The organism is Streptomyces pratensis (assembly GCF_016804005.1).
GTDB classification, from domain to species: domain Bacteria; phylum Actinomycetota; class Actinomycetes; order Streptomycetales; family Streptomycetaceae; genus Streptomyces; species Streptomyces pratensis_A.
The window spans coordinates 5,171,886-5,185,631 of sequence record NZ_CP051486.1; the positions used below are offsets into that span (position 1 = coordinate 5,171,886).

Consider the following 13,746-nt stretch of genomic DNA (forward strand, 5'->3'; position numbering starts at 1 on the left):
CCTCACGCCCTGAAGACGTGCCGGCGGATGGCCGCGGCGTTGGAGAAGATCCGGATACCGAGCACGACCACCACACCGGTGGAGAGCTGTGCACCGACGCCCAGCTTGTCGCCGAGGAAGACGATCAGCGCGGCCACCACGACGTTCGACAGGAACGACACCACGAAGACCTTGTCCACGAAGATCCCGTCGAGCATGGCCCGCAGACCGCCGAAGACGGCGTCGAGCGCGGCCACCACAGCGATCGGCAGATAGGGCTCGACCACCGCCGGCACTTCGGGCCGGACCAACAGTCCGACCACGACTCCCACGACGAGGCCCAGTACGGCGATCACGATGTGCCCTTCCCTGTGTCTGCCGCACCACTGCCCGTGTCTGCGGCCTGAGGCTCTGCTGTACGTACGATCAGGCTGGGCGCGGCCGGAAGGCGCACCTTCTCCTGCTCGGAGATGCTGGTGCGGATGTCGAAGCTCTCGTGCAGCGCCTGAAGATACTGGCCGTCCGCACTGTCCTGGAAGGCCGTGGCGAGCCTTTTACCGTCCCCCACCGCCAGCACCGTGTACGGCGGCACCAGCGGCCTGTTGTCGACCAGTATGGCGTCGCCCGCCGCACGGATCGCGGAGAGGGCCGTCAGCCGCTGCCCGTTGATCGCGACCGCCTCTGCGCCGGACTGCCACAGACCGTTGACCACCCGCTGCATGTCCCGGTCACGTACGCGCCCGGTGTCGGCGAAACCGGTGGACTCGCGGGGTCCGCCGCCGCCCTGGTCGGTGTCCTTGGCGTCGTCCACGACCAGCTTCACGCCGGGACCCTCGACGGCGGTGGCACCGGACAGCAGTGCCACCAGCCCGCCCTGATCCCCTCCGTGCTCCTGAAGTGCCTTGCGCTGCCGCTCACCGACGTCCTTGCGCAGCTCGTCGACATCCGCCTCGAGCGTGTCCGCCGCGGAGGTCTCGGCGTTCACCCGGTCGATGAGCTCCTCGCGCTCCTTGGCCACGACGGGCGCCGCGACACGGGCCTCGGCGGCACCGAGCGTCACCACGAGAGCGGCGAGCACGAGACCTGCGGCAAGACCCAGCTTCGCCTTCAGCGTGCGTGGCAGGCCGTCGCTGCCCTCGGCCCGCCGACGGGCCGAGGCCTCGGCGTATCCCTCGTCGAGGCTGTGTTCCATCACGGTGGTCAGCAGCGACATGGACGCGTCGGGGCGAGGACGCGGCGGAGCGCTGCTCCGATCGGGGGGCGGCTGCGACATGCCGCACATCGTCGCACGTCATGCCTGCTGCCGCCGAATGGCCCCACCGTCGGCCCGGAAGCCGGTACGTCGCGGCTTCCGGGCCGACGGTGAACGGCTCAGTCGCCCGCGCTGTCCACGACCGCCGCCCATTCGTCGAGCAACGCCTGAGCAGAGGCGTCATCAGGACCTTCGGCCCACAGATGGGTGACAGCCTCCGACGGGTCGGGCAGCACCATCACCCAGCGGCCGTCGGTCTCGACGACCCGGACACCGTCGGTGGTGTCCACACTGCGCTCCCCTGCGGCCTCCACGACCCGGCGCATGACCAGCCCCTTGACGGCCCACGGAGTGGCGAGGTCGCGGCGCAGCACATGGGCGCGCGGGATACGGGCATCGATCTGGCTGAGGGTGAGCTGCGTCCTGGCCACCAGGCCGATGAGCCGGACGAAAGCCGCAGCACCGTCGAAGACGCTGCTGAACTCGGGCACGATGAAGCCGCCTCGGCCGTCACCGCCGAAGATCGTGGTGTCCTCGCGGCCCACGCGGGTCAGGTCGTCGGGCGACGTGGTCGTCCACTCAACCTGCGTACCGTGGTACGCCGCGACCTGCTCGGCGACGCGGGTGGTCGTCACCGGCAGAGCCACCCGTCCGCTCCTCCGCTCGGCAGCCACGAGGTCGAGGAGGACCAGCAGTGCCCGGTCGTCCTCGATGATGCGGCCACGCTCGTCCACGAGGGACAGCCGTTCACCGACGGGATCGAACCGGACACCGAAGGCGGCCCGTGCGGACGAGACGATCTCGCCGAGCCGCACCAGCCCGGCACGCCGGGACTCGGCGGACTCGGTCGGCCGGGACTCGTCGAGCCCCGGGTTGATGGTCAGCGCATCCACGCCGAGGCGTCCGAGCAGGCTGGGCAGCACGAGCCCGGCGCTCCCGTTGGACGCGTCCACGACCACCTTGAGGCCCGCGTCGGCGATGCCTGCCGTGTCGACGTTCCGCAGCAGTGAGCCCGTGTAGGAGTCGAAGACGCTCGACGGGAAGTGCAGGTCCCCGATCTCTCCGGGGAAGGCCCTTCGGTATTCCTGGCGGGCGTAGACCCGGTCCAGCTTCCTCTGGCGCGCCTGGGAGAGGTCTGCTCCCCGCTCGTCGAAGAACATGATGTCGACCGAATCCGGCACACCGGGAGACGTACGGATCATGATCCCGCCGGCGCTGCCCCGCGCGGTCTGCTGGCGGGCCACCGGCAAGGGCACGTTCTCCAGGTCGCGGACATCGATGGCGCTCGCCTGGAGCGCGGAGATGACCGCTCTCTTCAGCGCACGGGCACCGCGGGAGTGGTCACGGGCGGTGGTGACCGTGGCGCCCTTCTTCAGAGTCGTCGCGTACGCACCGGCGAGCCGGACAGCGAGCTCGGGCGTGATCTCGACGTTCAGGATCCCTGAGACGCCGCGGGCTCCGAAGAGATGTGCCTGGCCGCGCGACTCCCAGATCACCGAGGTGTTGACGAAGGCGCCGGCCTCGATGGTCTTGAAAGGGTAGACCCGGACATTGCCCTGAATGATCGATTCTTCTCCGACCAGGCATTCATCACCGATGACGGCGCCGTCCTCGATGCGGGCAGCCCGCATGATGTCGGTGTTCTTGCCGATCACACAGCCACGCAGATTGCTGTGCTGACCGATGTAGACGTTGTCGTGCACCACCGCGCGGTGCAGGAACGCACCCGATTTCACGACGACGTTCGAACCCACCACGGTGTGTTCGCGGATCTCCGCGCCTGCTTCGATCTTGGCGTAGTCACCGATGTACAGCGGCCCCCGCAACACCGCATCGGGGTGGACCTCGGCGCCCTCGGCGACCCAGACACCCGGAGAGATCTCGAATCCGTCGAGTTCGACGTCGACCTTGCGCTCCAGCACGTCGGCCTGGGCCTTCACGTAGCTCTCGTGCGTGCCCACGTCCTCCCAGTAGCCCTCCGCGATGTAGCCGCAGATCAGCTTGCCGTCCTTCATCAGCTGCGGGAACACATCGCCGGACCAGTCCACCGAGGTGTCGGCCTGCACGTAGTCGAAGACCTCGGGCTCCATGACGTAGATACCCGTGTTCACGGTGTCCGAGAAGACCTGGCCCCAGGTCGGCTTCTCCAGGAACCGCTCTACTTTTCCTTCTTCGTCCACAATCGTGATCCCGAATTCCAGCGGATTCGGGACCCGGGTCAGGCACACCGTGACGAGCGCACCCTTCTCCTTGTGGAAGGCGATGAGGTCAGTGAGATCGAAGTCGGTGAGGGCGTCGCCGGAAATGACCAGGAAGGTGTCGTCCTTCAAGGCCTCCTCGGCGTTCTTCACGCTTCCCGCAGTACCGAGTGGCTTCTCCTCGTTCGCATAGCTGAGCTCCATCCCGAGTTCTTCGCCGTCGCCGAAGTAATTCTTGACGAGAGAGGCGAGAAACTGGACGGTGACCACGGTCTCATTGAGCCCATGCCGTTTGAGTAGCCGCAGCACATGCTCCATGATCGGCCGATTGGCCACGGGCAGGAGCGGCTTGGGCATGCTTGAGGTCATGGGGCGAAGGCGGGTGCCTTCACCGCCTGCCATCACGACGGCCTTCATGTCGGAAACGTCCTCCTCGAAGAGACGACGGTCTGGCCGACTTCACCCGTCGGGGCAACACCACAAGTGTCCGGTGCGGGCCGGCGACTCTGCACGGCACCACGCAACGAGCTAATCGGCTACTTGATCCGCCTTGACCAGACGGCGGACCTGGACCACGTAGAGGATCCCTGCCCACCAATACAAGGTTGTACCCCATCCAGCGAACGCCCATCCGAAAATGGTACCCAGTGAAGCAAGCCAACCACTTCCGTCACTGAGCAGCAACAAGGGGAAGGCGTACATCAGGTTGAATGTTGCAGCTTTGCCTAGGAAGTTCACCTGCGGCGGCGGATAGCCGTGGCGGCGAAGGATTCCCACCATGACGAGGAGCATCAGCTCACGGGCGAGGAGTGCGGCCGTCAGCCACAGCGGCAGGATCTCGCGCCAGGTGAGTCCGACGAGGGTCGACAAAATGTACAGGCGGTCGGCAGCCGGGTCCAGGAGCCGGCCGAGACTGCTGATCTGGTTCCAGCGACGGGCGAGCTTGCCGTCGAGGTAGTCACTGACCCCGCTCAGCATCAGGACCAGCAGGGCCCAGCCGTCGCTGTTGGGCCCGCCGAACACGGGGCGAAGAATCAGCCACAGGAAGAGCGGTACACCGACAAGGCGAGCCATGCTGAGGATGTTGGGGATGGTGAGTACTCGGTCCGTCTGAACTCGAGTCTCCTGGACCTCCACCCGGGGGCCTCCTGTGAAGAAAGTGCCAATGATGCCCCCTGACCTTACCCTCAGCTCCCGGGCACCGACGCACAGGGGTAGGGAGCAGAGGAGCCGCAAACGCAGAAAAGCCCCGTGCCACAAGGGCACGGGGCTTTCCCGGAATAATTGTTCGGCGGCGTCCTACTCTCCCACAGGGTCCCCCCTGCAGTACCATCGGCGCTGAAAGGCTTAGCTTCCGGGTTCGGAATGTAACCGGGCGTTTCCCTAACGCAATGACCACCGAAACACTATGAAATTAACCAACACCGGAGAAAAACACGGCCGTTCGTTATTTCAGAACTAACACAGTGGACGCGAGCAACTGAGGACAAGCCCTCGGCCTATTAGTACCAGTCAGCTCCACCCGTTACCGGGCTTCCACATCTGGCCTATCAACCCAGTCGTCTACTGGGAGCCTTAACCACTCAAGGTGGTGGGAATACTCATCTCGAAGCAGGCTTCCCGCTTAGATGCTTTCAGCGGTTATCCTTTCCGAACGTAGCCAACCAGCCATGCCCTTGGCAGGACAACTGGCACACCAGAGGTTCGTCCGTCCCGGTCCTCTCGTACTAGGGACAGCCCTTCTCAATATTCCTACGCGCACAGCGGATAGGGACCGAACTGTCTCACGACGTTCTAAACCCAGCTCGCGTACCGCTTTAATGGGCGAACAGCCCAACCCTTGGGACCGACTCCAGCCCCAGGATGCGACGAGCCGACATCGAGGTGCCAAACCATCCCGTCGATATGGACTCTTGGGGAAGATCAGCCTGTTATCCCCGGGGTACCTTTTATCCGTTGAGCGACAGCGCTTCCACAAGCCACTGCCGGATCACTAGTCCCGACTTTCGTCCCTGCTCGACCCGTCGGTCTCACAGTCAAGCTCCCTTGTGCACTTACACTCAACACCTGATTGCCAACCAGGCTGAGGGAACCTTTGGGCGCCTCCGTTACTCTTTAGGAGGCAACCGCCCCAGTTAAACTACCCATCAGACACTGTCCCTGATCCGGATCACGGACCCAGGTTAGACATCCAGCACGACCAGAGTGGTATTTCAACGACGACTCCACAACCACTGGCGTGGCCGCTTCAAAGTCTCCCACCTATCCTACACAAGCCGAACCGAACACCAATATCAAACTATAGTAAAGGTCCCGGGGTCTTTCCGTCCTGCTGCGCGAAACGAGCATCTTTACTCGTAGTGCAATTTCACCGGGCCTATGGTTGAGACAGTCGAGAAGTCGTTACGCCATTCGTGCAGGTCGGAACTTACCCGACAAGGAATTTCGCTACCTTAGGATGGTTATAGTTACCACCGCCGTTTACTGGCGCTTAAGTTCTCAGCTTCGCACACCCGAAAGTGCACTAACCGGTCCCCTTAACGTTCCAGCACCGGGCAGGCGTCAGTCCGTATACATCGCCTTACGGCTTCGCACGGACCTGTGTTTTTAGTAAACAGTCGCTTCTCGCTGGTCTCTGCGGCCACCCCCAGCTCACCGAGTAAATCGGATCACCAGTGATGGCCCCCCTTCTCCCGAAGTTACGGGGGCATTTTGCCGAGTTCCTTAACCATAGTTCACCCGAACGCCTCGGTATTCTCTACCTGACTACCTGAGTCGGTTTAGGGTACGGGCCGCCATGAAACTCGCTAGAGGCTTTTCTCGACAGCATAGGATCATCCACTTCACCACAATCGGCTCGGCATCAGGTCTCAGCCTTAACGTGTGACGGATTTGCCTACCACACGGCCTACACCCTTACCCCGGGACAACCACCGCCCGGGCTGGACTACCTTCCTGCGTCACCCCATCGCTTACCTAGTACAAGTCTGGTTCGTCGGCTCCACCACTACCCTCAACTCCGAAGAGATCGGGCCGGCTTCACGGACTTAGCATCGCCTGATTCAGTATTGGGCGTTTCAAAGCGGGTACCGGAATATCAACCGGTTGTCCATCGACTACGCCTGTCGGCCTCGCCTTAGGTCCCGACTTACCCTGGGCAGATCAGCTTGACCCAGGAACCCTTAGTCAATCGGCGCACACGTTTCTCACGTGTGTATCGCTACTCATGCCTGCATTCTCACTCGTGAACCGTCCACAACTCGCTTCCGCGGCTGCTTCACCCGGCACACGACGCTCCCCTACCCATCCATACTCCCGTTGGGGATATGTGTATGAATGACACGACTTCGGCGGTACGCTTGAGCCCCGCTACATTGTCGGCGCGGAATCACTTGACCAGTGAGCTATTACGCACTCTTTCAAGGGTGGCTGCTTCTAAGCCAACCTCCTGGTTGTCTCTGCGACTCCACATCCTTTCCCACTTAGCGTACGCTTAGGGGCCTTAGTCGATGCTCTGGGCTGTTTCCCTCTCGACCATGGAGCTTATCCCCCACAGTCTCACTGCCGCGCTCTCACTTACCGGCATTCGGAGTTTGGCTAAGGTCAGTAACCCGGTAGGGCCCATCGCCTATCCAGTGCTCTACCTCCGGCAAGAAACACACGACGCTGCACCTAAATGCATTTCGGGGAGAACCAGCTATCACGGAGTTTGATTGGCCTTTCACCCCTAACCACAGGTCATCCCCCAGGTTTTCAACCCTGGTGGGTTCGGTCCTCCACGAAGTCTTACCTCCGCTTCAACCTGCCCATGGCTAGATCACTCCGCTTCGGGTCTAGAGCGTGCAACTCAATCGCCCTATTCGGACTCGCTTTCGCTACGGCTTCCCCACACGGGTTAACCTCGCTACACACCGCTAACTCGCAGGCTCATTCTTCAAAAGGCACGCAGTCACGACTGCATGTGCAAGCACACACAGCGACGCTCCCACGGCTTGTAGGCACACGGTTTCAGGTACTATTTCACTCCGCTCCCGCGGTACTTTTCACCATTCCCTCACGGTACTATCCGCTATCGGTCACCAGGGAATATTTAGGCTTAGCGGGTGGTCCCGCCAGATTCACACGGGATTTCTCGGGCCCCGTGCTACTTGGGTGGTTCTCAAGCAAGCCGTTGATGTTTCAGCTACGGGGGTCTTACCCTCTACGCCGGACCTTTCGCATGTCCTTCGCCTACACCAACGGTTTCTGACTTGCCGACCAATCGGCAGATTGATCAAGAGAACTCCCACAACCCCGTATACGCAACCCCTGCCGGGTATCACACGCATACGGTTTGGCCTCATCCAGTTTCGCTCGCCACTACTCCCGGAATCACGGTTGTTTTCTCTTCCTGAGGGTACTGAGATGTTTCACTTCCCCTCGTTCCCTCCACACTGCCTATGTGTTCAGCAGCGGGTGACAGCCCATGACGACTGCCGGGTTTCCCCATTCGGAAACCCCCGGATCAAAGCTTGGTTGACAGCTCCCCGGGGACTATCGTGGCCTCCCACGTCCTTCATCGGTTCCTGGTGCCAAGGCATCCACCGTGCGCCCTTAAAAACTTGGCCACAGATGCTCGCGTCCACTGTGCAGTTCTCAAACAACGACCAGCCACCCATCACCCCACCCTTACAGGTGAGTGCACTGGGGCCGGCAACCAAAGGAACAGACTCAACGAGCCCGTACCTTCAGATACCCAACAGCGTGCCCGACCCGATCAACCCGATCCCGTTTTCCACGCCGAAGCAGTACTCACAAAACCAAGCCAACCGTGCCGAATAGTCAACGTTCCACCCATGAGCTAACCACCGTCGAACATTTGCCGACGTAGTGGCTCTGGATTCCTTGCGGAATCTAGATGCTCCTTAGAAAGGAGGTGATCCAGCCGCACCTTCCGGTACGGCTACCTTGTTACGACTTCGTCCCAATCGCCAGTCCCACCTTCGACAGCTCCCTCCCACAAGGGGTTGGGCCACCGGCTTCGGGTGTTACCGACTTTCGTGACGTGACGGGCGGTGTGTACAAGGCCCGGGAACGTATTCACCGCAGCAATGCTGATCTGCGATTACTAGCAACTCCGACTTCATGGGGTCGAGTTGCAGACCCCAATCCGAACTGAGACCGGCTTTTTGAGATTCGCTCCGCCTCGCGGCATCGCAGCTCATTGTACCGGCCATTGTAGCACGTGTGCAGCCCAAGACATAAGGGGCATGATGACTTGACGTCGTCCCCACCTTCCTCCGAGTTGACCCCGGCAGTCTCCTGTGAGTCCCCATCACCCCGAAGGGCATGCTGGCAACACAGAACAAGGGTTGCGCTCGTTGCGGGACTTAACCCAACATCTCACGACACGAGCTGACGACAGCCATGCACCACCTGTATACCGACCACAAGGGGGGCACCATCTCTGATGCTTTCCGGTATATGTCAAGCCTTGGTAAGGTTCTTCGCGTTGCGTCGAATTAAGCCACATGCTCCGCTGCTTGTGCGGGCCCCCGTCAATTCCTTTGAGTTTTAGCCTTGCGGCCGTACTCCCCAGGCGGGGAACTTAATGCGTTAGCTGCGGCACCGACGACGTGGAATGTCGCCAACACCTAGTTCCCAACGTTTACGGCGTGGACTACCAGGGTATCTAATCCTGTTCGCTCCCCACGCTTTCGCTCCTCAGCGTCAGTAATGGCCCAGAGATCCGCCTTCGCCACCGGTGTTCCTCCTGATATCTGCGCATTTCACCGCTACACCAGGAATTCCGATCTCCCCTACCACACTCTAGCTAGCCCGTATCGAATGCAGACTCGGGGTTAAGCCCCGAGCTTTCACATCCGACGTGACAAGCCGCCTACGAGCTCTTTACGCCCAATAATTCCGGACAACGCTTGCGCCCTACGTATTACCGCGGCTGCTGGCACGTAGTTAGCCGGCGCTTCTTCTGCAGGTACCGTCACTTTCGCTTCTTCCCTGCTGAAAGAGGTTTACAACCCGAAGGCCGTCATCCCTCACGCGGCGTCGCTGCATCAGGCTTTCGCCCATTGTGCAATATTCCCCACTGCTGCCTCCCGTAGGAGTCTGGGCCGTGTCTCAGTCCCAGTGTGGCCGGTCGCCCTCTCAGGCCGGCTACCCGTCGTCGCCTTGGTAGGCCATTACCCCACCAACAAGCTGATAGGCCGCGGGCTCATCCTTCACCGCCGGAGCTTTTAACCCCGTCCCATGAGGGACAGAGTGTTATCCGGTATTAGACCCCGTTTCCAGGGCTTGTCCCAGAGTGAAGGGCAGATTGCCCACGTGTTACTCACCCGTTCGCCACTAATCCACCCCGAAGGGCTTCATCGTTCGACTTGCATGTGTTAAGCACGCCGCCAGCGTTCGTCCTGAGCCAGGATCAAACTCTCCGTGAATGTTTTCCCGTAATCGGGATCACAACACGAGAGCGGAACAACCAGGTCGGAATATGACCGGATGTTCACAGCGTCCTCGCTGTTGTTGCCTACCCGACCCGAAGGACCGGTAGGACTTTTCAAAGGAACCACCAACCTGCATGAAGCAGGCCGGGGTATCAACATATCTGGCGTTGACTTTTGGCACGCTGTTGAGTTCTCAAGGAACGGACGCTTCCTTCGGTCCCGTTTCACCGGGGCCCTCCGGGCGCTTCCCTTCGTTCTTGCGTTTCCGACTCTATCAGACTCTTTCGTGTCCGATTCCCGGTCGAAGCGGGTTACTGCTTGTTTCGCTTTCCAGTTCTTCGCTTTCGCGTTTCCCTTTCCGGCGAGTCCGACTCTACCAGGCCTTTTCCCATTCCTTTGACCAGCGGTCCCGCAGGCATGCGGAAGCACAATCAGAGTTACAGTCTGGGCTTGGGAGTCGCTGCCGATCCCGGACTCGAAAGTCGTGGTGGGGTCAGGCAGGGGTACGACAGTACAGGCCACTGTGAGGCGAGGCAAATCGTTTCCGGTGCACCCCTAGGTCGGCCAACCGGTAGCTCTCGGGCGGAACCGGGACTTCATATGACTTACGCTGCTGATCAGTACGCCGCCCTCCATCAGCCGTGGCGGTGACATACGGATCCCCACCCCTTGGAGGCTCTCCATGACCACAGTGACGTCCCCTCTCGCCGGCCGCGCCATCGGGCTCACCGCGGTTCCCGACCCGGTCTTCTCCGGAGCGATGGTGGGCCCGGGTACCGCCATCGACCCCGTGCGCGAGCCTTCGGAGGCGGTCTCACCGGTGGACGGCATCGTCGTCTCCCTCCACCCGCATGCCTTTGTCGTCGTCGACGACCAGGGCCACGGGGTGCTGACGCACCTCGGCATCGACACCGTGCAGCTCAACGGCGAGGGCTTCGAGCTTCTCGTGAACAAGGGAGACACGGTGACGCGCGGTCAGGGCATCGTCCGGTGGGACCCGGCAGGTGTGGAGGCGGCCGGGAAGTCCGCGATCTGTCCGGTCGTGGCCCTGGAGGCCACGGCGGAGTCCCTTTCCGAGGTCCTTGAGGACGGCGACGTGAAGGTCGGCGACACGCTGTTCGGCTGGCAGTGACGCCCTCGGCGCATTGACGAGCCAGTTGGGTATCCACCGCGGCGGCGCAGTCGTCGCACAATCGGAGACGGGTGAAATGGAGACAACGCTGCGAGGCGTCGGCGTGAGCCACGGTGTGGCCATCGGCGAGGTTCGGCACATGGGTACGGCGGTGCTCGAGCCGCCGGCCAAACAGATTCCCGCGGAAGAGGCCGAGCGCGAGCAGGGTCGTGCCCGCCAGGCCGTGGAAGCTGTCGCGGCCGACCTCATCGCGCGCGGCAATCTGGCGGGGGGCGAGGCACAGCATGTGCTCGAGGCCCAGGCCATGATGGCGCAGGACCCCGAGCTGATCGCCGACGTCGACCGTCGTATCGCCGTCGGCAGCACCGCCGAGCGCGGTGTCTACGACGCGTTCGCCGCGTACCGGGCTCTGCTGGCCAATGCCGGGGAGTACCTGGCGGGTCGCGTGGCCGACCTCGACGACGTACGGAACAGGATCGTGGCGCGCCTGCTCGGCGTTCCGATGCCGGGCGTGCCGGACAGCGACGAGCCGTACGTGCTGATCGCGCGTGACCTGGCTCCCGCGGACACGGCCCTGCTCGACCCCACTCTGGTGCTCGGTTTCGTCACGGAGGAGGGCGGGCCCACCAGCCACAGCGCCATTCTCGCGCGGGCGCTCGGGGTTCCGGCCGTCGTGGCTCTCCCCGGAGCCGGTGAGATCGCCGAGGGCACCGTCGTGGCGGTGGACGGCAGCACCGGTGAGATCTTCGTGGAGCCGAGCGAGGAGAAGCGGTCCGAGATGGAGAGCGCCTCGGCGGCCCGCAAGGCGGCTCTGTCTGCCGTGACCGGCCCCGGGGCCACCTCCGACGGTCACAAGGTGCCGCTGCTCGCCAACGTCGGCGGTCCCGGTGACGTGCCGGCGGCCCTGGAAGCCGGAGCCGAGGGCGTCGGGCTGTTCCGTACGGAGTTCCTCTTCCTGGACGACAGCAAGCAGGCGCCGTCCGAGGAGAAGCAGATCGCGGCGTACCGCGCGGTGCTGGAGGCGTTCCCCGAGGGGCGTGTCGTCGTGCGGGTGCTCGACGCCGGTGCCGACAAGCCGCTGGAGTTCCTGACCCCGGCCGACGAGCCGAACCCGGCACTGGGTGTGCGTGGGCTGCGCAGTCTGCTGGACCACCCGGATGTGCTGCGGACCCAGCTGACCGCGCTGTCCAGGGCGGCCGAGGGGCTGCCGGTGTACCTCGAGGTCATGGCTCCGATGGTGGCGGACCGCGCCGACGCGAAGGCGTTCGCCGATGCCTGCCGTGAGGCGGGACTGCAGGCGAAGTTCGGGGCGATGGTGGAGATTCCGTCCGCAGCGCTCCGGGCCCGCTCGATCCTGCAGGAGGTGGAGTTCCTGTCGCTGGGTACCAACGACCTGGCTCAGTACACCTTCGCGGCCGACCGCCAGGTGGGGGCCGTTTCACGGCTGCAGGACCCGTGGCAGCCCGCCCTGCTGGACCTGGTCGCGCTCTCGGCCGACGCCGCCAGGGCCGAGGGCAAGAGCTGTGGTGTCTGTGGGGAGGCCGCTTCGGACCCGCTGCTGGCGTGTGTGCTGACCGGTCTGGGGGTCACGTCGCTGTCGATGGGCGCGGCGTCCATTCCCTACGTGCGGGCGACGCTTGCGAAGCACACGCTCGCGCAGTGCGAGCGCGCCGCCTCCGCCGCGCGTGCGGCGGACTCCGCCGAAGAGGCACGGCTCGCGGCACAGGCGGTGCTGTCGGGCGAGTGACGCCGTCCGGCGGACACAGTCCGACGTGAAGGGGTTCCCGCCGGTTCCGGCGGGGACCCCTTCGGTGCGTCAGCGCTGGGCCTCCGGTTCGTCGGCACCGAGGTCGAAGCCCGCGCAGTACTCGACGCCGGACTCCGGAGACACGGGTTCGCCCGTGTCCGCGTCGGTGCAGTAGGCGCTGAAGACCTCGCCCGCCGTGAGCGGGAGGAGGCTGCCCCTGTGCAGGCGCCAGCCGTGCACGCGGTCCGGGGTGTCCGGCTCCGTGGTGCGCAGTACGACGCCGCCCTGGGTCTCGAGTGCGACGCCCACGGCGAGCACCGTGGCGAACTCCGCCCCTTCCGAGGACTCGAGGCGGGCCGGACCGTCCGTGTCCCGGGCCGTGTGGAGGACGGCGAGGAGCTGTTCGCTCTCCGTGGGCACGCTGCAGACCACGTGGTGCATTCCCGGGCCCGCGGTGTCCAGCAGACGCATCAGCAGGTGGGATGCCCTGTCGAAGGCGGCCCTGCCGATGTCCTGCCCGCAGTCCGCGCAGTCGCCGATCCCTGCCAGCAGCATCGTCGCGTACTCCCATGTCGCGTGGCGGACGGCTCGTGAGACGAGCAGCGGGATCAGCGTGTCGATGGGCTGGCCGGTGTAGGCGACGGTGGCGCCGGCTGCGGCGATCTCTGCGGTGAAGCGGCTGCGGCTCGTGCGCTCGTCCGGATCGAGACCTGACTCGGTGCAGAACTCCGCGTAGTCCTCAGGGTCGAAGAGGGCGACGGTGGTGTGCATTCCCTGGGCGGCGAGCGTGCGCAGCAGGCCTTCGACCTGCTGGAGATAGACGGAGTGGTCTTCGAAGGTGAAGCTCCGGTAGTGACGCATGGCCGCGAAGTCCTCGGGGTCGACCAGGAGGCCGACGGTGCTGGGTGCTTCGCGGCGCAGTGTGCGTCGCATGGATGTTCCGGAGCTCTGCCGGCTGCGCTTGGTCGGTTTGATGTGCGCCATGAGTCCCCCTGTGC

At 63.5% G+C, this 13,746-nt stretch carries 7 protein-coding genes and 3 rRNA genes; 2 read left to right on the plus strand and 8 right to left on the minus strand.

Features of this window, described 5'->3' with window-relative positions:
• Positions 1–2: 2 nt before the first annotated feature.
• From HED23_RS21055 to HED23_RS21085, 7 genes are all read right to left on the minus strand, one after another.
• Positions 3–335 (minus strand): small basic family protein, encoded by a 333-nt coding sequence (locus HED23_RS21055; protein ID WP_003970459.1) that lies wholly within the window; start codon positions 333–335, stop codon positions 3–5.
• Positions 332–1,252: a DUF881 domain-containing protein gene (locus tag HED23_RS21060; protein ID WP_203184948.1), complete on the minus strand. Its 921-nt coding sequence runs from the start codon at positions 1,250–1,252 to the stop codon at positions 332–334. The genes HED23_RS21055 and HED23_RS21060 overlap by 4 nt, the downstream gene beginning before the upstream one ends.
• 98 nt (positions 1,253–1,350) lie before the next feature.
• Positions 1,351–3,846, minus strand: a complete 2,496-nt coding sequence (locus HED23_RS21065) for a mannose-1-phosphate guanyltransferase (protein ID WP_203184949.1) — start codon at positions 3,844–3,846, stop codon at positions 1,351–1,353.
• A 111-nt stretch (positions 3,847–3,957) separates the two neighbouring features.
• Positions 3,958–4,566, minus strand: coding sequence for a CDP-alcohol phosphatidyltransferase family protein (locus HED23_RS21070; protein WP_033301245.1), 609 nt, complete (start codon positions 4,564–4,566; stop codon positions 3,958–3,960).
• Positions 4,567–4,715: 149 nt separating this feature from the next.
• A 5S ribosomal RNA gene (gene rrf / locus HED23_RS21075) occupies positions 4,716–4,832 on the minus strand.
• A 79-nt stretch (positions 4,833–4,911) separates the two neighbouring features.
• Positions 4,912–8,036, minus strand: a 23S ribosomal RNA gene (locus tag HED23_RS21080).
• A 301-nt stretch (positions 8,037–8,337) separates the two neighbouring features.
• A 16S ribosomal RNA gene (locus tag HED23_RS21085) occupies positions 8,338–9,863 on the minus strand.
• The 16S, 23S and 5S rRNA genes sit together here, the layout of an rRNA operon.
• 688 nt (positions 9,864–10,551) lie before the next feature.
• Between HED23_RS21085 and HED23_RS21090 the strand changes: the two genes are divergently transcribed.
• Together HED23_RS21090 and ptsP are read left to right on the plus strand one after the other, a co-directional pair.
• Positions 10,552–11,001 (plus strand): PTS sugar transporter subunit IIA, encoded by a 450-nt coding sequence (locus HED23_RS21090; RefSeq protein ID WP_203184950.1) that lies wholly within the window; start codon positions 10,552–10,554, stop codon positions 10,999–11,001.
• A gap of 76 nt (positions 11,002–11,077) precedes the next feature.
• Positions 11,078–12,748, plus strand: coding sequence for a phosphoenolpyruvate--protein phosphotransferase (ptsP, locus tag HED23_RS21095; protein WP_203184951.1), 1,671 nt, complete (start codon positions 11,078–11,080; stop codon positions 12,746–12,748).
• A 69-nt stretch (positions 12,749–12,817) separates the two neighbouring features.
• Here ptsP and HED23_RS21100 read toward each other — a convergent pair whose 3' ends face one another.
• Positions 12,818–13,732 carry a hypothetical protein gene (locus tag HED23_RS21100; RefSeq protein WP_203184952.1) on the minus strand — a complete coding sequence of 305 codons (915 nt, stop codon included), beginning with the start codon at positions 13,730–13,732 and terminating at the stop codon, positions 12,818–12,820.
• Positions 13,733–13,746 lie beyond the last annotated feature (14 nt).